This window comes from Buttiauxella sp. BIGb0552, assembly GCF_004366275.1.
GTDB lineage: Bacteria > Pseudomonadota > Gammaproteobacteria > Enterobacterales > Enterobacteriaceae > Buttiauxella > Buttiauxella gaviniae.
In genome coordinates this window covers 163,443-190,420 of record NZ_SODY01000006.1, presented here as the reverse complement: position 1 = coordinate 190,420, position 26,978 = coordinate 163,443, and the positions used below count along the sequence as shown (strand labels likewise).

22 protein-coding genes are annotated in these 26,978 nt (G+C 50.0%); 11 read left to right on the top strand and 11 right to left on the bottom strand.

The genetic code is table 11. The features are described 5' to 3' along the window. Positions 1 to 12: 12 nt before the first annotated feature. Entirely contained in the window at positions 13 to 954 is a 942-nt protein-coding gene (locus EDF88_RS17975; RefSeq protein WP_134186220.1) for an aminoimidazole riboside kinase, read from the top strand. Between the two features lie 163 nt (positions 955 to 1,117). Here the strand turns inward: EDF88_RS17975 and EDF88_RS17970 are convergent, their stop codons facing one another. The 7 genes from EDF88_RS17970 to EDF88_RS17940 form a co-directional block, all read right to left on the bottom strand. Then, positions 1,118 to 3,862, bottom strand: coding sequence for an autotransporter domain-containing protein (locus EDF88_RS17970; RefSeq protein WP_166671991.1), 2,745 nt, complete (start codon positions 3,860 to 3,862; stop codon positions 1,118 to 1,120). A gap of 340 nt (positions 3,863 to 4,202) precedes the next feature. After that, complete coding sequence (locus EDF88_RS17965) at positions 4,203 to 4,661, bottom strand: GNAT family N-acetyltransferase (protein WP_064515582.1); 459 nt, start codon at positions 4,659 to 4,661, stop codon at positions 4,203 to 4,205. A 96-nt stretch (positions 4,662 to 4,757) separates the two neighbouring features. Next, entirely contained in the window at positions 4,758 to 5,879 is a 1,122-nt protein-coding gene (locus tag EDF88_RS17960; protein WP_134186216.1) for a DUF4056 domain-containing protein, read from the bottom strand. Beyond that, positions 5,879 to 7,012, bottom strand: a complete 1,134-nt coding sequence (locus tag EDF88_RS17955) for a BamA/TamA family outer membrane protein (RefSeq protein WP_134186213.1) — start codon at positions 7,010 to 7,012, stop codon at positions 5,879 to 5,881. The genes EDF88_RS17960 and EDF88_RS17955 overlap by 1 nt, the downstream gene beginning before the upstream one ends. Then, complete coding sequence (locus EDF88_RS17950) at positions 7,012 to 7,986, bottom strand: porin family protein (protein ID WP_166671990.1); 975 nt, start codon at positions 7,984 to 7,986, stop codon at positions 7,012 to 7,014. Before EDF88_RS17950 ends, EDF88_RS17955 begins: the two co-directional genes overlap by 1 nt. Positions 7,987 to 8,033: 47 nt before the next feature. Then, the gene (locus EDF88_RS17945; RefSeq protein ID WP_134186430.1) at positions 8,034 to 9,182 is read right to left on the bottom strand and encodes a BamA/TamA family outer membrane protein; all 1,149 of its coding nucleotides are present in this window, start codon (positions 9,180 to 9,182) and stop codon (positions 8,034 to 8,036) included. Beyond that, positions 9,182 to 10,795 carry a mechanosensitive ion channel domain-containing protein gene (locus EDF88_RS17940; protein WP_134186211.1) on the bottom strand — a complete coding sequence of 538 codons (1,614 nt, stop codon included), beginning with the start codon at positions 10,793 to 10,795 and terminating at the stop codon, positions 9,182 to 9,184. The genes EDF88_RS17945 and EDF88_RS17940 overlap by 1 nt, the downstream gene beginning before the upstream one ends. Before the next feature lie 265 nt (positions 10,796 to 11,060). Here EDF88_RS17940 and EDF88_RS17935 point away from each other — a divergent pair, with 265 nt between their 5' ends. From EDF88_RS17935 to EDF88_RS17890, 10 genes are all read left to right on the top strand, one after another. Further along, a complete protein-coding gene (locus EDF88_RS17935) occupies positions 11,061 to 12,101 on the top strand; it encodes a membrane-associated sensor domain-containing protein (RefSeq protein ID WP_243839638.1) in 1,041 nt (346 codons plus the stop codon). A 370-nt stretch (positions 12,102 to 12,471) separates the two neighbouring features. Next, positions 12,472 to 14,061 (top strand): arylsulfatase, encoded by a 1,590-nt coding sequence (locus EDF88_RS17930; RefSeq protein ID WP_064515569.1) that lies wholly within the window; start codon positions 12,472 to 12,474, stop codon positions 14,059 to 14,061. A gap of 57 nt (positions 14,062 to 14,118) precedes the next feature. Continuing rightward, positions 14,119 to 15,414: an anaerobic sulfatase maturase gene (locus EDF88_RS17925; protein WP_134186207.1), complete on the top strand. Its 1,296-nt coding sequence runs from the start codon at positions 14,119 to 14,121 to the stop codon at positions 15,412 to 15,414. Then, entirely contained in the window at positions 15,411 to 16,409 is a 999-nt protein-coding gene (locus EDF88_RS17920) for a MoxR family ATPase (RefSeq protein WP_134186205.1), read from the top strand. Before EDF88_RS17925 ends, EDF88_RS17920 begins: the two co-directional genes overlap by 4 nt. Continuing rightward, positions 16,409 to 17,314 (top strand): DUF58 domain-containing protein, encoded by a 906-nt coding sequence (locus EDF88_RS17915; RefSeq protein WP_134186203.1) that lies wholly within the window; start codon positions 16,409 to 16,411, stop codon positions 17,312 to 17,314. The genes EDF88_RS17920 and EDF88_RS17915 overlap by 1 nt, the downstream gene beginning before the upstream one ends. Then, on the top strand, positions 17,315 to 17,755 hold the full coding sequence (locus tag EDF88_RS17910) for a DUF4381 family protein (RefSeq protein ID WP_134186201.1): 441 nt from the start codon (positions 17,315 to 17,317) through the stop codon (positions 17,753 to 17,755). Beyond that, positions 17,748 to 18,725, top strand: coding sequence for a VWA domain-containing protein (locus EDF88_RS17905; RefSeq protein WP_134186199.1), 978 nt, complete (start codon positions 17,748 to 17,750; stop codon positions 18,723 to 18,725). Before EDF88_RS17910 ends, EDF88_RS17905 begins: the two co-directional genes overlap by 8 nt. After that, positions 18,722 to 20,245, top strand: coding sequence for a tetratricopeptide repeat protein (locus EDF88_RS17900; protein ID WP_134186197.1), 1,524 nt, complete (start codon positions 18,722 to 18,724; stop codon positions 20,243 to 20,245). Before EDF88_RS17905 ends, EDF88_RS17900 begins: the two co-directional genes overlap by 4 nt. Beyond that, positions 20,242 to 21,258 carry a BatD family protein gene (locus EDF88_RS17895; protein ID WP_134186195.1) on the top strand — a complete coding sequence of 339 codons (1,017 nt, stop codon included), beginning with the start codon at positions 20,242 to 20,244 and terminating at the stop codon, positions 21,256 to 21,258. Before EDF88_RS17900 ends, EDF88_RS17895 begins: the two co-directional genes overlap by 4 nt. Beyond that, the gene (locus EDF88_RS17890; protein ID WP_064515552.1) at positions 21,255 to 22,265 is read left to right on the top strand and encodes an HAD family hydrolase; all 1,011 of its coding nucleotides are present in this window, start codon (positions 21,255 to 21,257) and stop codon (positions 22,263 to 22,265) included. The genes EDF88_RS17895 and EDF88_RS17890 overlap by 4 nt, the downstream gene beginning before the upstream one ends. 59 nt (positions 22,266 to 22,324) lie before the next feature. Here EDF88_RS17890 and cspA read toward each other — a convergent pair whose 3' ends face one another. The 4 genes from cspA to EDF88_RS17870 all read right to left on the bottom strand — a co-directional run bounded on the left by cspA (position 22,325) and on the right by EDF88_RS17870 (position 26,942). After that, positions 22,325 to 22,537, bottom strand: coding sequence for an RNA chaperone/antiterminator CspA (cspA, locus tag EDF88_RS17885; protein WP_034461105.1), 213 nt, complete (start codon positions 22,535 to 22,537; stop codon positions 22,325 to 22,327). A gap of 308 nt (positions 22,538 to 22,845) precedes the next feature. Further along, on the bottom strand, positions 22,846 to 23,682 hold the full coding sequence (locus tag EDF88_RS17880) for a shikimate dehydrogenase (RefSeq protein WP_134186193.1): 837 nt from the start codon (positions 23,680 to 23,682) through the stop codon (positions 22,846 to 22,848). A 2-nt stretch (positions 23,683 to 23,684) separates the two neighbouring features. Next, positions 23,685 to 25,001: an MFS transporter gene (locus EDF88_RS17875; protein ID WP_064515548.1), complete on the bottom strand. Its 1,317-nt coding sequence runs from the start codon at positions 24,999 to 25,001 to the stop codon at positions 23,685 to 23,687. A 75-nt stretch (positions 25,002 to 25,076) separates the two neighbouring features. Then, positions 25,077 to 26,942, bottom strand: coding sequence for a sugar phosphate isomerase/epimerase and 4-hydroxyphenylpyruvate domain-containing protein (locus tag EDF88_RS17870; protein ID WP_134186191.1), 1,866 nt, complete (start codon positions 26,940 to 26,942; stop codon positions 25,077 to 25,079). Positions 26,943 to 26,978 lie beyond the last annotated feature (36 nt).

Sequence of the window (26,978 nt, the reverse complement as noted above, 5' to 3'; positions counted from 1 at the left end):
AAGAGAATGAAGATGAAAAATCGGGTTTGGGTGTTAGGCGATGCCGTTGTTGATTTGATCCCTGAAGAGGATGGCCGTTTACTGAAGTGTCCCGGTGGCGCACCTGCAAATGTTGCCGTGGGCATCTGTCGTCTTGGGGGAAACAGCGCATTTATCGGTCGTGTGGGTAACGATCCTTTTGGTATTTTTTTGCGTAAAACACTAAACGATGAAGCAGTGAACACGGAGTTTATGCTGCTCGACTCTCATCATCGCACTTCCACAGTAGTGGTTGAAAACGATATCCACGGTGAACGATCCTTCACATTTATGGTGCTTCCAAGTGCCGATCTTTTCCTACAACCCACTGACATACCGACATTTAAATCAGGCCAATTCTTGCATCTGTGTTCTATATCGCTGTCCGCCGAACCCTCACGTTCTTCAGCTTTTTTAGCCATTGAACGGATGAAAATGGCCGGAGGGATTGTCTGTTTTGATCCCAATATCCGCCACGATTTATGGTCGGATGATCAACAGTTGCGAGAATGCCTTAGCCAAGCGATGTCGAGTGCTGATGTGATAAAGCTGTCTGAAAATGAACTTGAGTATCTGACCGGGGAAACACAGTTGTCGGAAGGTATTAAACAACTTTGTCAGCGCTATAACCCGGAACTGCTGCTGGTCACCCAAGGCAAAAACGGCGTACTGGCGTACCGGAGAAAAAATGCGTCATTGGTGCAGCATTCGACACCCAAAGTGACCGCAGTGGATACCACGGGGGCGGGGGATGCATTTGTTGCAGGGTTACTGACCGGGCTTGCACAAAATTGGCCGGTAGATTCGCAGGAGACGTGGCATCGTCTGCTTAGTCAGGCCATGGCTTGTGGTGCGCTGGCAACAACGGAAAGAGGAGCAATGACTGCATTGCCGGATGCTGGAGAGTTAGCCCGATTTTGTGCTCAGACTCTTTGAGAGAGTGATGGCGTATAAGAAATAGCTAATACAATTGATAGATTATTTGTATTAGCTTTATTAGCTGTATTAACCGCGACTACATCAGACTCGAGTTTTGAAAATCGCCGTGTCCTTGGATCGATTACTTGTCGCTTCCCTGCGACTCGCCCTGATATAACAATTACCAGAAGTACTTCACACCCGCGCTGGCAGAAAAGGCCTGGTCATTCGCCGTGCTACTCTGCATTCCGGCAAAAAGCTGCACGCTATTCAAAAGAACGTAATCAATATCTAAGCCGTAATCGAAGCTATTTCGGTCAAACTCTGGCGAGTTCAGCGAAATTTCCTGCCCGCTCATATTGGTCGTCAGTCTCATATCGCTGATATCACGCGCCACGATCTTGCTGGCCTGCGCCCAGGCTGACAGATGAAGTTCATTGCTCACCATATAATTAAAGCGAGAGCCCAGCGCCACGCTACTCTGGCGCCCTTTCATGCCACTGACACTCACACCCTGTGGGTTTCCTTCATCGATACTATCGGTATTAGAACGATCGTATTCAACGCCGAGATAGGGCGTGATATCGGCTTCATGCGGTAAATGAAATGCGTAGCCTGATTCAAAGTAAAGGCTCGCGCTGCTCATATCCGTATTCGACTTCTGGCTACTTTGCGTGCCATTGCCGATAACCGGACGTTTAATGTCTGCATCACCACGCTGGTAACTTGCCAGACCGTTCAGATAAAACGCGCCATCGTTGAACTGCCCATAAGCGCCAATACCATTCTGACTCCCATCAAGACTCCCACCGTTTCTGTCCAGTTTGGCAGTGATATTATTTTTATTAACGAAGCCACCCAGCAGCAAGGCATTACTAACACGACCATCCATCCCCACAGAGGTGTTATTAGTGGTGCTGCTCACCTGGTTCCATCCATCAGGCTGATACTGGTTTTTCATATAATCATAAGAAGTCCACACGCCAGGGGTAACTTTACCCATGCCATACATGGCACTTAAACGATTCACGACAGTTTGCGTAAGGCGATTTTGCTCCGCCAGCAACACGGAAGGTAGTTCGGAATAAATGACGCCAGAATGGCTATCCACAATGCGCTGAACACCATCTCCTGAACGAGTAGATTGTAAGCCCGCGGAATAATCCAATAATTGCTGCTCGTCTACCGTCAATAATTCACCGTTGTACTGCTTTAATGCAATGTCATTAGCAGCAGCAAAAATGCTGTCTACCGCTTTGGCGCCCGCCATTGACAGAGAATCTCCATTACTGACGGCATTTTGCGCAGAGACTTGTTCCACATCGAGATTGACTTGGTCAGGCGTGTAATTAACATGATTAATCTTCAGGAATTTGCTGCCATTGACCTGGCTAAATTGCCCCTGAATATTTTGCGCATGCAGAATGTCGTACGTCCCGTTAACCACGTAATTCTGATTAACCACGTTGACCGTGCCATCCAGCGCCGCGTTACCGCTAATATCAAGCTGATTATCAATGTAGGCATTAAGTATGCCGTTATGGCTCTGTGAATAATCGCCTTTCACTTTCAGTGAGCCGTTAGATAAATCTATCGTCCCATTGTTATAAGTCGAACTCACTGAACCAGAACCCGTTAATAACCCTCCAGGGGAAATGTTCACCGAGCCACGATTAATACTGCCACTAACCCATAGTGTGCCCTGATTTATCGTCGTATCGCCGCTATAGCTGTCATCCCCTGCCAGTTCCAGAGTGCCGTTACCGTTTTTAACCAGACCAGCATCACCGGATATATCATTACTGAAGATGTAATGCGAATCGGGTACTTGAGCATTAAAGTCGCCAAAGAGAGAAGAAAAAAGCATTGGGCCATTTTCTGCACGCAGAGCATTTAACTCACCCCAACCATAGGTCGCGTTATAATGTGCCCCTTGTGGGGAACCAACAGGCAGATAGGTTGCGGTCGTTAATATTGTCTGTTTTACCTGCTTTGCGGTCATCCAGGGATATTTTTGCCATACATTTGCTGCCGCTGCCGTAACTTGAGGTGCGGCACCTGAAGTACCGTAGAAATAAACATGACCGTTGTTATTCTCGCTGAGCAGTGGCCCAACGACATAATCGCCAGCAAGACACCAGGCCGCAGCCCTTCCGCAAGCATTACTGCCTTTAATTACACCGTTTTCGTCATACTCACTATAGAGCTGCTTATTACCATCAAGACCCACTACCGTGATTAATCCATTTTCGATAGAGCGATCAATCAACGGGGTCAGGTTTTCTGCGGAGGGTTCATTAAATAAATCATTCCCGGCAGAAAAAACTATCAAACCATTGCTATTAACCAGATATTTTAATACTGATGTAATCGGTGAATTTGCATCGTAATGATTATAACTCCCCCATGAGGCATTAAATAAATTGACCCCATAATGCTGATGCAGATCCATAATTGCAGCAAGTTGATCATCAATCATTGAATGGCCAAGAGGGTCATCGGTCGTTTTCGCTTCATAAAGCTGAATGTCCTGGCTACCTACATATGTCCCACCACTCCCCGTACTGGCAAGGATTTGAGAGACATAGCTACCATGTCCAGAAGTATCCATATCAGCCAGTGCCAGCGATGCTGTAATATCCTCGGGAGTAAATGCTCCTGAGCCAAGGTTCTTCCCCTGCCCGACATAATGCAAAATAATGGCAACCTTACCGGTTATATTGCTGAGGCTTTTATTAATACCTGAATCCAATACCCCAACTTTGACTTTATTATTATTTTCCGCAGGAGTTTGCACGTCGGGTTTTATCGCTGGAGTATTTATTGCTTGAGGAGAACCTGAGCCACTACCACCACCGCCTCCACCACATGCCGTTAACAAAAGAGGAATAAAGAACGCGATCTTTTTTAACTTTAATATATTCATTGTCTCAGTAATGTCTTTTTTTGGATATTTATTATGTGATTCATGTGGGTAATAAACATTACTTAATCGCTGTGTAAAAATCAAACACATTATTGAGAGGCAATTCATTCAATCATTAATATAAATAGATAAATTGAACACTCATAATTTCGGGAAAATAGAGCTAAATATTACGATTAAAAGCTATGATTACTGAATGAGAAAAAAGATGAAGTAGGGATTAGGCCAATAATTAAAGGGAACATCGCGAAATTCGATGTTCCCTTTAATTCATAGTTTTAAAATAGTCGCCAGGCCAAAAGGCTCAATCCTACTTTTGGGTAGCCTTACGTTAAACCCGCTATAAAACCAACATCATAAAGCGGCTATTGGGGTCGAGTTGATAATCAGCAAACGGCTCACAATCGACAAAGCCATGCTTGAGATAAAGCTGATGGCAAGCAGCAAAGCCCGGCTGAGTCCCGGTTTCTAAACTCAGACGCAGGAAGCCACGCTCACGCGCAACTTGCAAAATGTGCAGCAAAAACTGGTTTGCCACACCACGGCGTAAAAAATCCGCCGCGGTACGCATTGATTTCAACTCACCATGCCCATCATCGAGCATTTTCAGTGCACCAATTCCGGCTAATTGCTCCCCTTCCCACGCAGACCAAAATGTCACAGCCGGGTCACGGAGTTTTTGCACATCCAACGCGTGGCTGCTTTCTGGCGGTGATTGTTCCAGCATGCCGGAAATATGGTAGGCCACTAATGTCTGCACCGCCGGATGCGAAAGATCGTCAATTTTGATTGTGAACATACGAGGTTTCCAAATGTTGGGTAGAGAGCAAGTAACATATTTGCAACATCAAAACGAACAATTACCTGTACGTCCAATAACGATTACTTATAGCCCTCATTTCTTCATTTGCTGTAGCTGAATCTGATCCGCGTATTTGGCCTGTTCTGCCAGCGATGAAAACTGTGCCGGAAGATAAAAACTCTCCGGTACCTTAAGCCCACGCATGTCGCTGCCAGTGTGGATTTGCAATTCTCCAAGCTGACTTATCGTCACCCCGGCAACGGTTTCAGGCATCACCAAGCGATAGGGCTTCGCCTTTTCAAATGGGACAGGAGTCGGGTAACGGTTCTCGCTGAGATCATAATTACGGTTGAGCACCAAAAATTTATCCGGCACCCGGCGCTTGCTGTTCCACCAGTCGCCGTCCACTTCGCGGAATTTTCTTTCTGATTCTGTTTTGCTGACCGCGCCAAGTTGTACCAATGCCTTGTGTAACGCCTTGTCTATCGCATGATCGTAAGACTCAATTGACCTGGCGTGTCCGTGCAAAATCACGTTTATCGCAAGCCTTGCGCCCAATAAATTGGAATAGAGATCTTCGGGCGAAAAAGCAGATATCTCCTCAGAAAATCCCGGAACCGACTGGAATCCATACCACTGAGCAATCTCATGCCATTGCGCAAGCTGGAAGGCAAGATGCCCCGCAAGCCAGGCCGCAATCGTATAGCGTTCAACCATGGACGCGGGTGGATTAAACGCATGAAGCTGAATGCGTCGGACACCCAATTCTTCGCTATAGAACAGCCGCCAGTCCTGGCCAAGCCGTGAGTAGATCTGCGTGAAAAGGTAGAAGGTATTATCAGCAGTATCACGCACGTGGGCGATATCAATAAAACCCCCACGGCGAGTGTAAATGAGGCCACTTTTCTCCTCACTCAAACCAACAATATTTTTGACTGCTCCCAATGCGCTATCGTTGTAACGATGATGACCAAGGGTGGTAAGCGTCAGAATATTACCAATCTGGTAGACCGGAATGGGTACACCGACGGCTCGTACTTGCAGGTCATATCCAAAGGCACAGCAAGGTCGTAAAGACTCAGGAGCCGTGAGCTCTTGTGTTATTGGCCATACTCGCCTCGCCTTCTCAATGGGCAAGATATCTGCTGATTTCGGTGACGCGCCAAAACTCAGGGATGCCACACCAAGCAGCAGAGAAAAAATCCAGCGCTGCATTAAAATGCCTCCGCAACTTGAAAGTAAAACCCGGCACTCTCTTTGCCAAACCCCAGGTCGAGGCGAATATTCATGTCAGGCTTAACCTCGAAGCGGTAACCCGCGCCGATGGTAGGTAACAGCGGGTTATCTGAAAGATTATGCGGGCTGTCACCCAATGCGCCCGTGCCAACCCACAACACATAACCGTGCCGCCAGTTAAGCTTTTTACGGTATTCCAATTGTGTGCTGACCACGTCTTTATCGCGATAACGCCCCTGGTAATAGCCACGCATTCGATTATCGTCCCCGGCCTGCGACAAGCGATCCCATGGCACATCACCACGCGCAAAACGCCCCCAAAGATCGAACGCCAACACATCCTGATTGTTTAGCGGAAGGTAATAATTATATTGCAGCTGCAAAACGGTGAAGTGGTTATCCGAGCCAAGGGCAGGATCAAAAAGGCTGTATTCGGCACTAAAGAACTGCCCGTGTTGCGGCCGGGTTATCACATCCCGAGAATCATAGTTGATAGCCGCCGTGATACCCGAACTCAGCGAATTTCCTTTCACGTTGTAGCGGGAGAAGTTATCACCGGGATGTTGATCATCAATACTTTCAGCGTCATACGTTGAAAAATCCCAACCCAAACCGGCATACAGATCATCAACCACCTGGCGCATGATCTGCGGTTGAAGGCTAATCGATTGTTGCGTGTATTTCTGCTCATCACCCTGCGCCGCATCGTAGCCAATGCCCCAAAAACCGGTCGGGATCTTCGCAAGCGATCCATCGACAAACAACCGCCATTCATCCCCCGAAAAGAAGGTGTAATTCTTCATGCCAAGCCCTAACGCGCCGCTAGTACTCACAAAACCGGTAAATGACACCGACGAGTTTTGCGTGACATGATCGTTGGGATCAACGCGGTACACTCCCGCGATGGCAGTCCCCAGGCCCAGTTTCAACTCCGGGGTATAAAACGGCCCAGGCAACACGCTCCAGTCAATGCCTTTACTGGGGTCATACTGATTATCAGCCCCCAGCTTTCCCAGAAAACCGTCAATCTCCTCGCGCGTCATGGCAACCGCGTCCGTCGGTGTATTCATCAGGCTTAATAAGCCCAAAAATAGCGCGCCACGTTTCTTCATCAGAATCGATATTCACCTGCGAGGAAGAAGCTATTACGCTCGTTAAAACCAATCTCCGTCAGCACGTTAAAGTTTTGCGTGAGTTCATATTGTGCACCAATCAACGTGTTCCATGGCGAAGTGAGATGCTGTTTAACATCAAAACGCCCATCGTCATCTTTATTTACCGAATTGATCAGCGGCTGAAGTTCGGCAGGCATATGCAAGTCAGATAGATTGCCTTTGAACTCCTGCTGGACGTCCTGATACATCGCGCCTATCCACACGCTTAAATGTGATGGCCCGGAAATTTGCGGCATATCGAAACGATACCCGACGCGTGGCGATATGGTCAGGGCTGAGATTTTGCCGTCCAGAATATCGAAATTGGTACGCGTGTAGTTGGTGTCCACCAGCGTAAACCAGTTTTTATACCCGCCCGCCAACGTAACGCCGGTGCCATAAGTGACGCCTTCAAAATCGAGCGTGAAATCGATGTTCTGTAAATCACCGCTCTGGTTCAGGCTGTGCACCGACGAGGCAATAATCCGGTCAATGCCGGTATAACGCGACGGGTCAGCATCCACCGATACGTTCGAAATCGACGAGCCTTTGGTGTACCCCATCAGCCCATAAATATTTAAAAACGGGAACACCCACATATCAAGACGCAGGTTTTCAGTCTTACTACGCTCACGCGTATGGCCGACATCAATGGCAAACATATCACTGGGAATGGGATGCGTGCCAAGCTTCAACCCGGAGAAGGTAATACTATCAACGTCGACATTCTGGCGAATATTCATATAGCTGAGGTTCACACCAAACGGTAGCGGAATAGAATATCCGCGCGCACGCGCTTCATCTCCCCAGATGGGAAACGTGCTGCTGTCTGTCGCAGTGTCCGTCGTCGCACCAAACGCCGCACCGGATAAAAACAGTAGCGGTAGCGCAATCACCCGGCACTGTTGCACACTCCTTTGGATTTTCTTCATGGCGTTCTCTTAGATATTTGCATTGTCAGTCAGGCGGCAAATTCCCTCTATAGCCCCGCCCCCACATTGAAATAAACGGCTTGTTCGCTATCACTAAAGGCGACATCAATCCCGGTATGCAATCCGAACTTGCGCGCAATCAGGTAGCGAAACCCACCGCCATACGCCACTTCGGTTTTATTAAAGAGATCGTCGGCTTCTTTGCTGGCGCTTCCTGCCCCCACAAAACCCTGCAACACCCAGCGCGGCGTCATTTGCCATTCAAGCTGGGTTTGCGCGGTGCTGACATAATCTCCCTGATAGCGATACTGCGAGATGCCTCGCAATTTGATATAGGGCCGTGCCATCGGTGGCAAATGCCGGTCATGGTTTGAAAGTGACTGATAATTCCCGGCCAGCACCAGCGTGAAATCGGTGCCGAGCGGTTGGAAATATTTACCGTCCAGCGTCAACATGTCGTAGCGATAATCACCACCGAGAAAGCTGCTATAAAACTGGTATTCCGCCGTGGCTGATAACCCGTTGTGCGGGTAGAAAAAGTTATCGGTGGTGTCATATTCCATGACCAACCCAAGTGCTGATGAAGCGCTCTCCTCACCCAAAACACGCTGCAATGCGCGGCTAATAACCGGGTTATCCGCAGAGATTTTGGTATCTGCATAAAACTGTGAAGCGCCGATAAAAAATGGCGTATCTGCTACTCGGAACTGCAATTTTTGCATACCGCCGTAGCCTTTGGTTTGCGTACTGATGCCCTTTCCTCGAGAGAACCCCGCAATGTCACCTGAATAAATATCAAGATTTACATCGGCATAACCGAGTGCGACCAAATAACGGATGCTGTCATTGTTCCAGGTGTGGCGATGTCCACCGCCGACAAACCAGGTGCCATTTTGCGTCGCACCCCCGCCGAATGCCGTGACTGCAGGCGGGATAGTTTTTGCGCCGGGATGGTTTTTCCCGGCTTCACTGTCCGGCGTATCATGCAAGAACAGGCCAAACAGTCCGCCGCCGTAACCTACCGCAGGCTCGGTTATCACCACCGGGACCGGCAAAAAGCCGTAACGGTTGTCACTAAGGTATTCGCTCATATCCAGCATACCGTCCACCTCATCAATCAGCCCGCTGGCAGTGGCGACCAATGGCTGTGCTAGCCCCACGCTGAACAAAAGAACCAACGGGTAGCCGGGCTTCATCACGACGGTTTCTCAGGCTGCACAGCAGGCGCAGCAAACCAGTTATCACGCGGCACCATCACAGCACCTTCCGGCTGGTTAACAAAATTCGGCGACATAATCTGCACGTTGAATTCGTTAAACACATCCTGAATATGGCTGTGCAATTCACTCTTCACGCCAGCCAACGATTCACCCACGCGTAATTTGACCTGTAATTCGTATGCGATGTACCAGTCCATCAAATTGAGCTGTCGAACCAGCGGTGGCGTGCTGGGATCAATACCTTGTGTGCGTTTAGCGGCCAGCTCCAGCATGGCGTGAACCTGCCGCCAGGGCGTGTCGTAACCGATAGTGACGCTGGTTGTCAGATTAACGCCGGAACCTGGATTCTGAGCGCTGAGGTTGGTGATTTTCCCGCTCACGACCACTGCATTCGGCACCGTGACGATGTAGTTTTCGCGCGTGAGGATTTTGGTTGCCAGCATACCGACTTCATTCACCAGCCCTTCGTTATCGCCGATGCGAATGACATCTCCTTTGCGTAGCGCACGAGAATAGGTCAGCACCAGGCCACTCATGGCGTGGTTCATCACCCCTGCCGAGCCGAGTGTTAGCATCAAACCGAAGAAAACGCTGATCCCCTTAAATGCCACCGAGTTAGCACCGGGCAAGAATGGATACGCCGCTGAAAGCGCAAATAACCAGACCATCACGGAAATCAGTTTACGTGTGGCTCCCACCGTTTCCGGGTGCAGGCCTGGCACCATCATTCTTCTGCTTTCAACGCGCGTGAGGAGAATTTTGAGCAACTTGAGAATAAATGCGGTGATTAAAAAGATAATCATCACAATCAACAATCCGGGAAGCGCTGAAACAATCGATAACGCAATTTTCTGGACAACATCAATAGACCAGTCACCCAGCGACTCCCCCCAGACTCGCGTCCACGGGAATAACCTGAAGATCCAACTCAGCCAGACATAAAATGCCGCAATGCCTAAGAGAATCATTAATAAACCATAGAGATAGCTTTCCACCGCCCCAAGGAATTCGCGCCACTTAGCCGGTATAAAGCCTTTTTTACGACTGATTCGTGCTTCAAAGTATTGCTTAACTTTTTTCCAAGATTTGAACGCGCCATAAAACAGCAGCCCTAAAACAACTGTTCCCGCTAAGGTTTTTACAACTGCAGTGGCAAGGTATGACGAGGAGTACTGATCTTTCAAGGAAGTGCGTTGCTCATCCATACGAGCTAACACTCGTTGCGCAGCTTGATCGAGCGTCAGATCATCACCTTCATCTAAATCACCTTCTGCTAATAACATCAGCATCTTACCGTTGACCGTAAATAAGCGGCCTTGCTGGTTATAGCGTGTGACAGGGGTAATTATTATCGGCTGGCGAATGTCTTCTTCACTCAGAGAGCGTAAGGTTCGGCGAATGCGCAGCACGCGTTCCTCAGGCGTGGTCAGGCCAAATTTTGCCTGCAACATAACAATCGGGTGATGAAAGATTGAGATCGTGCGTGCTTGATCTTGTTCGGAAGGTAGTTGCCTGGGTTCCGCCGCATGCAGCCCACCTGCGGTTATCAGAGGTATCCATGCCAACAGGAATAGCAGCGCCCTAATCATATGTTTCACCCAAAAGGAATGATTTTGTTTTATTTTTCAATGACACGAGTAATGCTCTGCCGAGTCATATCTGATTTGAGCATAGACCAGCATCAAGCATATTCAAGATAACAGGAGTGATATTAAAGGCTTGGTGAACAAGGATATCTAGGGTGGTATAGGTAGGGTGAGCACGGTATCATTTAATAAATTTATTAAAGGAGTGTTATTTGTGGACATTAATCACAACACTGGCGAAAACGTCATTACCAGTACCAAAGGCTATATGTGGTTTTTGTCTCTGAATATAATATATTGTTTCTGGTTATTATTACGCAGTGCTCATCGCAGTGATATTGATATACTCCCATTGGCATTACAAATATTGTGTGGCTGCATCATTACACTTTCAGTCATCAATCTTATTATCACACTCAAAATAAAGAAGAATATTAATGATGGTTTCTATCACACGGTGCTTCCTTATGTGGTATTAACCTTTGGAGTATTGTGGTCAATACTGTTTTTAAATTTCACTCTTTATTACCAAAACCAGCTGATGACGTTGATGTTGACCGTCTCAGTATTATTACCGGCCACGATTACGTTCTACATTTCAGGACGGCTGTTGCTGCTGTTCTCGGCACCGCTGGTTTTGTCATTGATGTATGTCGAATTCTTCTTGCTGGAGAAATTCAGCGTGGTGCAGTTTGGCGGTGTCATCATCATGCTGCTGGTTATCTATTCTGCCCGTTACATTCTGCTTGAGTGGTATCAGCGTGTTCAGCGCAGTGAATATGAAAAAAATATCCTGATCAAAAAGCTGGTACAGCAGGCGCACTACGACGCATTAACCGGGCTATTTAACCGCCTGAGCCTGACTCGCTTCTTTGAAGAGTGCGTCATCTCTCTCGCCGGAAACAAAAAAAAGCTGTTTATGATTGTTATGGATATCGATTATTTCAAACAATACAACGATGTGTATGGCCATGTTGCAGGTGATAAATGCCTGATCAAAGTCTCGCAATGCATTGAAAAATCACTAAGAAAAGAGAGTGATAGTGCGTTTCGTTTCGGTGGTGAAGAGTTTGTTGTACTGACGGTGTGTGATGATATTTCTCAGGTCAAAGCGATAAGCCACAGGATTCAGCAAAATATTGCTCATGCCCATATTCTTCATAAGGGTTCTGACGTCTCTTCTGTGCTAACCATCAGCCAGGGTATTGCACAATGGCAAGAAGGAATGGCGCTGGAAGCATTGGTTGAACAAGCAGACCAGCAGCTTTATAAAGCTAAGAAAAGTGGTAGAAACCGTGTTTGCTATTAAATGTTAATAGTCACATGAAAAAACCAGATCCAATTATGTGATATATCTAAGTTTTATTGATTATTCTAAACCGAGCAAAAACAATCTTTGCTCGGTTATTCCTGTTGATTCCCTCATGAGCCCCACATTATTTTTAGCTATAACGTTTAAAAATAAATAAACCCCTACGAATCTATCTAATACAGAATGGTAATGTATATAGCACCATTTATTAAATTTCAATTAGTTAGCCAGTCCCTCTTGTTTTTTTCAAATTGATAATATTCTTAACTATCTTAATTAGAAGTTTTCTTGGTAATTCATAATGTAATAGCAAGTTTCTACCCTTGACTATACTCATTCAGTCCCTTCAATGAACGGAGTTACAACGATGCTAAACAAAGTCCCTTACAAAAGGACAATGATAGCCAGCATGCTCGCATTGATGTCTGGTGCCGTGTCCGCTGCTGATGCAGCCCCCGCGACAACCGCTCCTGAAAACGCAGCAACGCAAGACACCTCAAAACCAAATATCGTGGTTATTTTCGGTGATGATATTGGTTACTGGAACCTGAGCACCTATAACCAAGGAATGATGGGCTATAAAACGCCGAACATTGACAGTATTGCCAGTGAGGGTGCCAAGTTTACCTCCTATTATGCAGAGCAGAGCTCCACCGCTGGGCGTTCTTCGTTCATTACCGGACAAATGCCTTTCCGTACCGGGATGAGTAAAGTCGGCATGCCAGGTGCTCCGCAAGGCCTGCAAAAAGAAGACCCAACCATCGCCAATATCCTCAAACAACTTGGCTATGCCACCGGGCAGTTTGGTAAAAACCACCTTGGCGATCGTGACGAATTCCTGCCAACTGCGCATGGCTTCGATGAATTCCTCGGCAACCTTTACCACCTCAATGCCGAAGAAGAACCTGAAAACCCGGACTACCCGAAAGACCCTGAATTCCGTAAACAATTTGGCCCGCGCGGCGTCATCAAAAGCACCGCCGACGGCAAAATTGAGGACACCGGCCCGCTCACCATCAAGCGTATGGGGACGGTTGATGAAGAAACCCTCGCTGCCAACAACGACTTTATGGAACGCCAGAGCAAAGCCGGCAAACCATTCTTCACCTGGTTTAACACCACACGTATGCACAATAAAACTCACCTCAAAGACGCCAGTAAGGGTGTGACGGGGCTTGGGGACTATGCAGACGGCATGGTTGAACACGACAAAATGATTGGCGAGGTGCTGCAAAAGATTAAAGACCTCGGTATCGAAGACAACACCATCGTGCTGTACACCACCGATAACGGCCCGATGACCGCAACCTGGCCTGATGGCGGTATCACACCGTTCCGTGGTGAGAAAAACACCGGCTGGGAAGGCGGCTTCCGCGTACCGGCGATGATCAAATGGCCGGGCCATATCAAGCCGGGCACGGTGATTAACGACATCTTCGGCAGTAACGATTGGTTCCCGACGCTGGTTGCAGCAGCCGGTATTCCAGATATCAAACAGCAACTACTCACGGGCTACAAAACGCCATCCATCACCTACAAAGTACATCTTGATGGCTATAACCAGCTCGACTTCATCCAGGGCAAAGGCGAAGACCCGCGCAAAGAGTTCTTCTACTGGAGTGATGACGGCGACTTGCTGGCGATTCGTTATGGCCGCTGGAAAGCGCACTTCATGATTCAGGAACACACCGGTATCGATTTGTGGCGCTATCCGTTCACTAAACTGCGTGCGCCGATGATCTTCGACCTGGAAGTGGATCCGCTTGAAAAAGGCTCCGACGGCATGGGCTATAACACCTGGTTCTACGACCGTCTGTTCTTGATGGGCGGCGCGCAGAAATACGTCACAGAAATGCTTGATACCTTTAAAGAATTCCCACCACGTCAGAAACCGGGTTCCTTCACCGTTTCCGATGCGGCGGCAATGATTGAACAAGGTGCCAACGCGAATAACTAAACCCGTCTTCCGGGTGGGAAACCGCCCGGTTTTCAGGAACGCTTCAGAGGGTCAGCCATGAAATACAGCACTACATTGCCGGTTAAAGCACTACCGTCAGCAGAAAAATATGATGGCAAAGGCCCTGAATACAAACGCCGTTTCCACGTCATGGCGAAACCGACTGGCTCAACCTGTAATCTCGATTGCTCCTACTGTTTTTACCTGCACAAAGAAGAGTTACTGCATCAAGACCGCCACACCGGCATGAGCGACGAAGTGCTGGAAAACTTCATCCGTCAGTACATTGACGGACAAGATGGTGAGCAGGTGGTCTTCTCCTGGCAAGGTGGCGAACCCACATTGATGGGGCTGGAGTTTTTTGAAAAAGTCGTCAAATTCCAGAAGCAGTACCAAAAGCCCGGCCAGCGCGTCGAAAACGACCTCCAAACCAATGGCGTGCTGATTAATGACAAATGGGCTGAATTCCTCAAAGAACACCGTTTTCTGGTGGGTTTATCGATTGATGGCCCACGAGAATTACACGACCGCTATCGCGTCACCCGCAGCGGCAAACCGACTTTCGATTTAGTGATGAAAGGCGTTGAAGCGCTAAAAAAATACAAAGTCCCGTTTAACGCGCTTGTCACCGTCAACCGCACCAATGCCCGCTTCCCGCTGGAAGTGTACCGCTTTGTCACCCGCGAACTGGGCGCAACCTACGTGCAGTTCAACCCGTGCGTCGAACCTGTAGATTTCAAAGTCACCGCCCCACAATTCTGGCGCGATGACACCATCCCAATTACAGGCACGCGTCGTGCTAGACCAGGCGATCTGGACTCTATCGTCACCGATTGGTCAGTCGACCCGGAAGACTGGGGTACGTTTCTGAAAACGGTATTTGAAGAGTGGGTAAATAACGATTTAGGCCGCGTGCAGGTCAACCTGTTCGAAACCGCCGTCGCCCAAACCATGGGCATGCCCGCGCAAATTTGTACCGCGTCTGAATTCTGCGGCAAAGGGCTGGCCATTGAAAAAAATGGCGATATCTATTCCTGCGACCACTACGTTTACCCCGAATACCAGATTGGCAATATCGAAGACACCAAACTCGCGCACCTGGCCTTTTCTGAGCGCCAGAAAGCATTTGGCATGGGCAAAAAAGATACCCTGCCGCAATACTGCAAGCAGTGCCCATACCTGAAATTGTGCTGGGGAGAGTGCCCGAAAAATCGCCTTGTCCGTACACCAGACGGAGAGCCAGGCCTTAACTATCTCTGCCCCGGCATTAAAACCTTCTTCAATTACGCCGAGCCGATTCTTGTCGGGCTTGCCACTCTTTTGAAACGCGACTTTGCAGGATTACGCAAATGACTAACAGAGAGAAACTGCTTGAACTTGAGCAGCGCATGAACGAACAAGTTATTGGGCAAGAGTCACTGGTACGCATGTTGATTGTTGCCTTGCTGTGTGACGGGCACGTTCTGCTCGAAGGTCTGCCAGGACTTGCCAAAACACGTGCGGTACGGGAACTCGCTCGCCATGTTGAAGGGGATTTTCGCCGTATTCAGTTCACTCCTGACCTTCTGCCATCTGACATTACCGGCAGTGAGATTTACCAGCAAAACGCCACGCGTGAAGAAGACCAGTTCCGTTTTCGCCCAGGCCCGGTGTTTGGCAACATCATTCTTGCCGATGAGATAAACCGCGCTTCCGCACGCGTACAGTCAGCATTGCTTGAAGCCATGGAAGAGCGCCACGTCACCGTTGCCGGGAAAACCTGGCCATTGCCGGGTGTTTTCATGGTGCTGGCAACACAAAACCCGGTCGACCAGGAAGGCACATGGCCGTTGCCTGAAGCCCAGCTCGACCGCTTCCTGATGAAAGTCCTGGTGGATTACCCATCCAAAGCGAACGAACAAAAAGTGATGCAACTGGTGCGTGATGAGCAGCAGAAAAAGTACCAGGTAGGCTCGGTTGAGGCTGGGGAAAAACAGCCGGAAACGCTGATGTTATCGCAACAGGATATTGCTACCTGCTGGCAGCAAATCTCTGCGATTTACGTCGCCCCTACTATTGAAAACTACATCGTGAACCTGGTGGATATGACTCGTCATCCGCAAGGGGTTAGCGATACCCTCGCCAGTTACATCACCTTTGGCGTCAGCCCGCGCGGCACACTGGCACTCGACCGATGTGGCCGTGCGTTGGCCTGGCTTGAAGGCCGCGATGCAGTATTGCCAGAAGATATCAAGCTCGTCGCCCCGGCAGTGTTACGCCACCGCCTGATGCTAAGCTACCAGGCCAACGCCGATAATTACTCACCAGATGATGTGATTCGGATGTTGCTTGATGCAGTGGTAGCGTGATGGACAACGCATTGCAGGTGGACAGAAAAACCCTGATGGCCCTGGCAGGCGAAGCGCGACTGCTATCAAACCCGCCGGGGCAAATCCCACCGGGGGCGCTTGCAGGTGAACGCGTATCACGCCAACAGGGGCGTGGGCTCAATTTTGACAGCCTCAGGCGCTATCAACCCGGCGATGATGTGCGGTTGATCGACTGGCAAGCAACAGCGCGCCTGCGATCGCCATGGATCAGGCTCTACAACGAAGAGCGCGAGCGCCCGGTTTTCTTGATAGTCGACCAACGGTTAGATATGTTTTTTGCCACTCGTGGGCAAACCAAATCCGTCGCCGCCGCCAAAATTGCTGCTCTGCTGGCATGGCGCAGTTGGCACGACGGCGATCGTCTGGGTAGCGTGATTTTCAGCGATACCCAATACAGCCTGCAAAAGTGCCGCTCTCCGAAGAGCAATCTCCCTGCCGTGCTTGATGATGTGCTGCAATACAATCAACAGTTACCCGAACGCTATCCTGATGAAACGCCCGCCTCTGTCACGTTGACTCACGTGCTACAACACGCAATTCAGCTGATCCCCAGCGGATCGTGGGTGGCAGTCATCAGCGATTTCCACGATCTGGATGCGCCGAGTGAGGCATTGCTTGCAGCCCTGAGACGACGCTGCGAGATAAGCGCCTTTGTGATCCTCGACGATCTCCATCTTAAACTGCCCGAGCAAGGTGATTTAGCCGCCAGCTATCAGGAGCGTGAGGCGGCATTTTCTCTTTCATCCCGCTTGAAAGATGAGATTGCACAAAGCACAACTTCTAGACTTTCTGGCCTGCAAAACCGGCTCACACGACTTGGGATCCGCGTAAATCAGATAGTGGTCGCGCAGGATCTTCTCAAGCAGCTACAAAAGGGAGTCTGAATGCTGGAGAAAGGATTTAGCGTGCCGGACCTAATAAACCCAGCACTTCCGCAAAGTATCTCCTGGCTTCCATTACCCCCAGGTTGGTTTGTGTCTGGCGGTCTGTTGCTGATTGCCCTGCTCATTTTCCTGCTATTTCGCCTGGCACGCTGGCGGCGAAACCTGTGGCGGCGTGAAGCACTGGCGGCTTTGCAGCTGCCGCACAGTGTTGATAGCTGGCTTGAGCTAATAAAACGCATTCTTCTGATGCACCAGCCACGAACCCTCGTCAGCCACACGCTCTCCCCGGAACAGCTTTTACAGCAGGTGGAAATCGACCACGATTTACGCCAGCAACTTAGCGACAAATATTGCAGGCCCGATAACCAACTCGACGCAAGCCAGGCTGCACGCCTGCAAACTCAATTGAAAAACTGGCTGGAGAAACTGCCGTATGTCTGAGTTTCTAAGCCGCATCGATTTCGCCTGGCCGTGGGCCTGGTTATTGATTTTCGTGCCATTGATTGGCCGCTATTTTTTGCCTCAAGACCGCGCAGTAAAAGAGCATGTTCGTGTGCCGTTTCTGCCAGAACTAATTGATGAGCTAAAGCTTAACAGCCAGCCGGTGCGCAGCAGCAAACTCTCAAGCCTGCTTTTCTGGCTGGCCTGGATACTGTTAGTAGCCGCCCTATCACGTCCGGAATACCTGACGCCACCACAGCATATTCAAAAACCGATGCGTGATGTGGTGCTGATTCTTGATGTCTCGGGTTCGATGGCAAAAAACGACGTTCAGGGTGGTGTAACGCGATTGCAGGCGGTTCAGGATTCAGTACGCAAATTCGTCGCGGCCCGTAAGTCTGACCGTATTGGACTGGTTATTTTCGCAAGCTCCGCCTGGCCATTCGCACCTGTCAGTGAAGATAAACAGGCGCTACAAACCCGTATCAACCAATTGGCTCCCGGCATGATTGGCCAGCAAACCGCGATTGGTGACGCGTTAGGCGTGGGTGTGAAACTGCTCGACAGTACCGCCAATAAAGATGCCAGCAAGCTGGCAATTTTGCTCACCGATGGCAACGACACCGCTTCGCAATTAGCCCCACCGCTTGCCGCGCAACTGGCCGCAACACATCATGTTCAGGTGCATACCATTGCTTTTGGCGACCTCAACAGCACCGGTGATGACAAAGTCGACCTCCCGCTAATGCAGGATATTGCGCGCATTACCGGTGGCAAATCCTGGACTGCTGCCAGTTCGGGCGCGTCGCTCGATAGCGTCTGGAAGGAAATCGATGCCATCACGCCTGTTCAGGTCAAATCCATCGGTTGGTCGTGGCATATTCCGCTATTCCAGTGGCCGCTAATACTCGCGCTGGTATTGCTGATTTTGCTCGCCATCGGTCGTTTTGTTCGGGGGAAAACAGCATGAGTGATTTCCATTTTGTTTATCCCTGGCGGCTAGTCGGCTTGCTGATTTGCGCTTTGTTGTGGTTTATCAGTACCGGGCAGCGCAGCGCCTGGCACAAGATTATGGACAAGCCTTTCGCTAAGGCGCTTATTATCGGGCGGCAAAAACGAATCACTCAGGTTTTACCATGGCTGTGCGCATTAGGCGTTATCGGGCTGGCAGGCCCAACATGGCAACGCGAACTGCCTGCGGCATTAACGCAGCAAAGCAATATGATGGTGGTTCTGCAACAAGATCCGGCAATGTACGCGCAGGATCTCGCACCCAGCCGCCACCAGCGGATGCAAAGCAAAATCATGGATTTGATGTCGCGCTCAACCGGCACGCATTTTGGCCTGGTGGTCTACAACAGCCATGCATATTTAACGACCCCGCTCACTTCAGACCCCTCTTTTTACGCGCTGTTTTTGCATGCCCAAAGCCCAAATCTTTTGCCTGAGGGAGAGAGCTCAGGGCTAAAACAGGCCATCAGCCTTGCACTGAAAAACATGCCGGAAACATCGAATACTCCACGCAATATTTTGCTGGTCGCCGACACCGTTTCAGCGCAGGACGCGGCCTGGCTTGCACAACTTAAAGCGCCGATTCAAATCTGGGTTCCTGGCACCGCACGCGGTGGCGAACTGCCGGAAAGCTACGCCCAGAGCGGCATTGATACCCGACTTAACGTCGATCGCTTTAGCAAGATTCGCGACGGTGGTATTCCCGTAACGCTTGTGACCAGTGACGACAGCGATTTATCCGTCATCACCAGCCATATCCAGCAATCGGTCAGTGCGCAGAATAATGCACGCGGTGATTTGCACTGGAAAAATAGCGGCTATCTGCTGGTTATCCCGATGCTGATTTTGTTGTTGCTTGGGCGGCGACAGCTGATTTGCTGGCTCATTGTATTGGTACCGCTGCTCTATCTGCCACAAAGCCAGGCCGCATGGCAGGATGCGTGGGTTAGCCCGGATATGCAGGGGCAGATCGCTTTCAAAAATGGTGATTACAAAAAAGCGGCTGAACGTTTCCAGGACCCGCTCTGGCAAGGCATTGCTTACTACCGTGCGGAGGATTTTGTCGCTGCCACATCAGCATTTCGCCAGGCACCGCAAACCGCTGAAACCCTGTTATGGACGGGTAATAGCTATGCCCAGCAAAAGCAGTGGCAACAGGCAATCAACAGTTATGACCGCGCATTAAGCCTACGACCAGACTGGAAATCGGCGCAACAAAACCGAGCCGCAATCGCCAAAATCATTATGGAATTGCGGCAAAAAGAGCGCGATCGCCAGGCGGCACAAGGCAAAGAGCAAGACTACAAACCCGATGAGATAAAGCATGATTTGAAGAAAGATCAGGGCGTGAATCAAAAAGATATTCAACCGGTTGAAAGCAGCAGCCCGCAGGTTAACCAATGGTTTGAAAACCTCGAAGTTTCCCCATCCGGCCTGCTGGAAAATCTCTACCGCGCCAATACGGAGGAAACGCCATGAGAGCCATGTTTATTCTGCTTTTGCTGGCGGTACTTCCAGCCCGTGCCGCAATGGACATCACACGTGAACTCGAGGTGCCGGAACATGTGGTGCCGGGCCAGCCAGTACGCATCGCTATTACTTTCTGGACAGATAGCTGGTTTAACCCGCCGCCTGAGTGGCCTGACTTTAAAATTGAAAACGGCTCGTTAATGAGCACACCACTGCCAAACCAGCTGTTAAGCCGCCAGAAAAATGGCATTAGTTGGAGCGGAATTCGCCTGGAAAAACAGGTCACGGCATGGGATCAAGGCGTGCTGCTTCTGCCTGCAGTAGAAATTACGCTGACATCACCAAACCAGCCGCCGGTAACGGTGCAGTTGCCAGAGTTGAAAAAAGAGGTGGTCTGGCCGAAAGGCGTTGAGCAGCCAGACCGTTTCTTACCTGCCAACAACTTAACACTAAGCCAAAAAATCACCCAATATCACGCCAGTAAAGACACCACTCTGCATGCCGGAGATGTTGTGGAACGTATTGTCACAGTGAAAGCTAACGGGATTGTGGCGACACAAATCCCGCAATTGCTGTACGCCATTCCAGGCACAGAAACGCAGCGCCTGACGCCTGTAAACACGATGCTGAAATCTGGGCGCGGCGAAATCGAAGGCGCACAGCGTGAAGAGACATTGCGTTATCTACCCTCGCAGGCAGGAACCATCACGCTACCCCCTATTAAATTGCGTTGGTGGGATACCGCCAATCAGCAATGGCAAGTCGCGCAATTACCCGGTTCAACGATGCCAGTCGCACAAGCACCCGCTGCGGGTAGCGAGTCGGCACTACGCGGCACGACAGGCCAGGATAAATGGCAAACCGTGCTGGTTATCAGCGCCATTGCCATCCTGTTGCTACTCATCTGGTTTACGCGACGCCTGCTCAAGCGCTGCCTGAAATACCTGCACCATGCCTGGCGACGCTTCTGGAACCCGGTTCAACTACCCGAGCTGACTCCCACCAAAAGGGGTGAACGATGAAAAATAAATTATTACTCAGCGCTCTGATCTTTAGCGCTATTGGCACCGCACAGGCTGCCGACCCGCTCTCTGCCTGGAACGATACCGCCGCGAAACAAGCTATTGAGCAATGGGTGCAAAACGCAACCAACAAAGATCGCTCGACCTTTATTCCACCTGAGAAACGCTATGTTGTGTTTGATAACGACGGCACATTGTGGCCTGAAGCACCCCTGACCTTCCAGCTACAGTTTGCAATTGATGAAGTGAAACGCCTTGCTCCACAGCATCCTGAATGGAAGAGCGACCCGATTGTTAGTGCTGTGCTGAACAACGATTTGCAAAGCGTCGCCGCCGCAGGTGAAAAAGGGTTGATGCAACTGCTGGAGATAACGCACAGCAATATCACCACGGATGAATTCGACCAACGCGTCAGTAACTGGGTGGCCAGTCATCGTGATAACCGTTTTGGCTGCCATTACGACCAGATGGGCTACCAACCGATGCGTCAGCTGCTCGACTACCTGCGCGACAATGGTTTTAAAACGTGGATTATTTCCGGCGGCGGCATCGATTTTATGCGTGTCGTGGCGCAGAAGATGTACGGCATCCCGCCAGAACAAGTCGTGGGATCATTCTCACTGAGCGAATTTTCACTAACGGATGACGGCACGCAACTGCGTAAAACCATGAAAGGCGCGTTTAACGACGATGCTGCCGCCAAGCCGGTCGCCATCCATCTATTTATGGGCCAACGCCCGGTTGCAGCATTTGGTAACAGTGACGGCGATTTGGCGATGATGCAATACACCGCAGCAAACCCGGACTACAAAACTTTCGGCTTACTGGTTCACCATACGGATGCAAAACGTGAATATGCCTACGACAGTCATCCACCAGCCAGCGGAAAACTGGTTGAAGGGTTAACGGTGGCGAAGGAAAAAGGTTGGACGGTAGTGGATATGAAGCAGGACTGGAGAACTATCTTTGACCCGAAATTATGTATTCCAGAAACATCAAAACCATAAAACGAAAAAACCCGCCGAGGCGGGTTTTTAAATTCTTTAGAGCTTAGTTAACGCTAACCTTACAGGCTAGTTACGTTACCAGCTGCTGGGCCTTTAGCGCCGTTCTCGATGGTGAAGGAAACTTTCTGGCCTTCATCAAGAGATTTGTAACCGTCGTTCTGGATTGCAGAGAAGTGAACGAACAGGTCTTTAGAACCGTCGTCTGGAGTGATGAAGCCGAAACCTTTATCAGCGTTGAACCATTTTACCAGACCAGTCATTTTGTTAGACATGTGTATTACCTTTTGAATTGAGTGTGCCTTACGGCGATTTGGTATGCTTTACAGATTTTATGAAGCGGTAGAGGAGCACACGACAAAGGGTATCCAGGGATGACTCTTGAAGGACTGCTTTACTAGGTTGCTTTAAAGGTCTGTACGTCAAACCGATGGGGCGTATTAACTCATGCTTAGGCGATGAATGACAAGGATTATTTTAGCCGTCCACAGCTCTATAGCTAAATTACGTCTCATTTACCGTTTCGTTTAGGGGGTGCGAATGGCACCCTTTCGCACCCATCTACCACTACCTTAACCAGTTGTTAGTAATCAATTTTAGCTACGCGACGCAGTGCTTCTGGCGTCACTTCTGGCAGGCCAAAAAATTCCATATATGCAGGAATCATCTCAAACAACATATCTGTTCCAGGTTGTATCTGGCAGTCTCTTTTCATGGCTGCCTGCAAAAATGGCGTGATTTCGCTCTTCATTACCACCTCTCCCACGAAGGTTCCTGGCGTTATCGCGCTAACATCCACCGGTAATTCGTCACCAGCGTTCATACCCAGCGGCGTTGCGTTAACGACAATGGAAAACTCTTTCGGGTTGCGCAACCCGGTAAGCACCTTAAGAGACGGATAGTGGCTACGTAGCCGTTTTGCCAGCTCTTCGCAGCTTTCAGCCCGGCTATCAAACAGCGCCAGCGTATCAACGCCAGCAGCCGCCAAAGACGCCGCAATAGCGGAACCCACGCCACCGCTACCCACGACTAACGCACGAGCTCCACCCACCTGAATGCCTTTGCGCAACACACCACGAACAAAACCGTCGCCATCAAACATGTCGCCACGCAATGAGCCGTCTGGCTCAAGGCGAATGGCATTACACGCCCCGGCAATTTGCGCCGTTGGGCTAATAGTGTGAACTAACTCACAAGTCGAAACTTTATGCGGCATCGTCACCAACGCGCCAATAATATTGGTCATGCGAAATAGAGAAGGAATCAACTGCACATAATCTTCTGCTTTCACCCCCATCGGCACCACTTTGATATCGATGCCTTGCTCTTCAAACCAGGGGTTGTAAATCATCGGTGCTTTGAACGTGGTTGTCGGGTAGCCCAGGTGGGCGATTAAACGTGTATTGCCACTTATGTCCATAATTAGTCCGCCAGCTCAATACGTTTGATATCGCCAAGAATGAAGACATACGCGAACACACCCAACAGTGCAGCACCGCCGATATAGACCAGCGCGTAGAAGAAGTTGCCGGTCGCCGCAACAATAAAGCCGACAATCAGTGGCGTGATAATCGAGGCCAGGTTTGAGCAGAAGTTAAATAAACCGCCTGTCAGACCCGCTAAATTTTTCGGGGCCATATCAGATATCAGCGTCCAGCCGAGTCCCACCATGCCTTGCCCGAAGAACGCTACCGACATCACCGTAATCACCAGCGCATCGGTTGGCATCCAGTTAGCCGAAATGATAAGACTGGCCATCAACAGCCCAGAAATGATTGGCAATTTACGGGCGATATTCACCGAACCGGTGCGTTTGAGGATTTGGTCGGAGACCCAGCCACCAAACATCACGCCCACTGCGGCGGCGAGAAACGGCAGAATGGCGAAGAAGCCCACTTTCAGCCATGGCATATGGCGTTCGGTAGCAAGGTAGGTTGGGAACCAGGTCAGGAAGAACACCAGCGTGGTGTTCCCGGCAAACTGGCCAATGCCCGCACCGAGGATTTGGCGGCATTTAATAAGCCTTGCGACGTTCGCCCAGCTAAAGTTCATCTTCGGTTCAGGCTCGGCCTCTTTGAGGTCGTGACCGATGTACTCAAGCTCAAGACTGTTGGCAGTTTTGGACTCGTGCGGTTCGTGATAAAAACGCCACCACACCAGCACAAACAAAATGCCCACTACGCCGACTGTGATAAACAACGCACGCCAGCCGAAGGTTTCCATAATAAAGAACAGCAGCGGCGCAAACGCAGCAAGGCCAATGTATTCACCAACGGTGTAAACCGCCGTAGCGCGCGCACGTTCATGCTGCGGGAACCATTTCCCCACCACCCTACTGTTCACCGGGAAGCATGGCGCTTCACTAATCCCTAAGCCTAAGCGGCATAGCAGCAGCGTTTTAAGGCCAACGGTTAAACCGTGGAACAGGGTAAATGCCGACCAGAAAAACAGTGCCAGCGCATAGGTGACTTTATTACCGAAACGGTCAAGGAAGATGCCGCCTGGGATTTGCATTACCGCGTAAGTCCAGGCAAACGCCGAGAACACAATCCCCATCGTTGCCGCACCGATGCCAAGATCGGCACTCAGTTGCGGTGCAGCGATACCAAGCACAGTGCGGTCGAGATAGTTAATCATGGTTCCGATAGCCAGAAGGGTCAGGATAACCATTCGGGTACGGGTTCTTTTTACAACACCAGTTTTCTGGGCAGCGATGTCGCCCTGGCCATAACTCGCCATGGTTTATACCTCGGTTATTTGTAGGTTACAGGTGTCTTATTGAACCTTAAGGTTCATTTATTGTTGTAAATCGCATTAACGCATTTGCATTGCGGCCAACCGCACGGCGGCGTTTGTTGCACCGTATTGTTGATAATCCCCTCGCCGCTCAACTAATTCAAAGAAGAAACGGTCCGGGCGGAAAGGTGGCGTATAGGCATGCAAAAACTCATGCTGGCGCACATCACGTTCATAAAGAATATCCAGGCGCTCAAGCCCTTGTAGCAATGGGTTATTTGCCCCGTAACGCGCCAGCAAATCGTCATAATAGTTTGCCGGAATCGGCAACAATTTCAGCCCTTGTGATTGCAGGCCTTCTACCGTCGCGAGTAAATCATCACAAGCAAACGCCGCATGTTGCAGGCCCGTTCCCTGATAGCTGGCAACCGATCTGGCAATTTGCGTATCAAGGCTGTGCGACATATTCAGCGGCAAGCGTATCGAGTGACAAGGGCTGTGCATCACCTGGCTTCTGACCAGGCCATACGGGTCAGGCACGCTCAGTTCGTTATCCAGTTCAAAGCCGAACACCGCGCGGAAAAACATAATCCAATTATCACGGCTGCCTTCTACCAGCCCTAACGCCAGATGATCTATCCCAAGTAAGGTGCCCTGGTTGGCGGTTTCTGAAAGGTTAAAATCGGTTTGATAAATATCGTTTTCACCCAGCTCTGGTGCCTCTATCAGATAAATCAGGCTGCCGTCAGGCGCACACACGGCTGCCAGCGCACGCTCATCTGGCCCATGCTTTTCATGCCAGATTGGGTAACCGTAATCCTGCGCCCGTTGCAGCACGTTTGCCGCCCCTTTCACGCGCCACGCCATCGCGCACAGCGAAACACCGTGACGACGATGAAACTCATCGGCCCAGCTATGCGACTCATGGTTAATAATCACATTCACTCCACCGTTGCGCCACAGTGAAACATCCTTAGAACGGTGCTCACCGGCTTGTACAAAACCCAGTGGTTGCAGTGCTTCGCCCAATGCCTGTGCGTCTTTTGCATCGGTGGCAAATTCTAAGAACTCGATACCCTGATAACTGGCTTGCGGCGCACTATGGAACAGTTGCGCATCAATCTGCGGATTAGCTTTCCAGGTCTGCTCTTCCAGCCAAAGCAGCGAGCGATAACCGTCTTTTGCCGTTGGTGCATTTGGCGTGGCACGGAAACTGTCGTTGAAAATCTCCAGCGACCATGGGCCACGGTAGCCTTTTTCCGTCAGCAAGCGGGTAAACTCGACCACCGGCAATTCACCCTGCCCTGGGAAGCAACGGAAATGGCGACTCCACTCAAGCACATCCATTTTCATCAACGGTGCATCAGCCAGTTGCAGGAAGGTAATTTTATCGACCGGAATATCGTCGAGATTAATCAGTTGGTCACCCAACGAAAGCACATGGAAGCTGTCGAGAACCAACCCCAACGCCGGGCTGTTTACCTGTTTTACACGCTCCCATGCCTGGCGATAACGGTTCACATGGGTGCCCCACGCCAGCGCTTCATAGCCAACGGTTATTTCATTACGTTGTGCTAACTCAGCCAAATGCGCCAGGTCACTGACCTGCAAATCAAGATTCGACGAACAATCAGGTGCCACGTTGCTACACAGCAGCATGGTGTTGCACCCCAGCTCGTGCATCAAAGCAAACTTGCGCCGTGCGCGTTCCAGATTGCTGGCAAACTGCGGGCGCGACGCGCCTTCGAAATCGCGGAACGGCTGAAACAATGTAATAGTAAGCCCGAGATCGGCCGCCATTTTTCGCACATCGGCAGGCGTGCCTGGGTAATAAAGAAGATCATTTTCAAAGATTTCTACACCGTCAAAACCAGCAGCCGAAATTGCGGCCAGTTTTTCAGGCAACGTGCCAGAGATAGATACGGTTGCAATTGAACGCTGCATTATGGCTCCTGGTCTGTCGGGATAAGTCGGTTAATG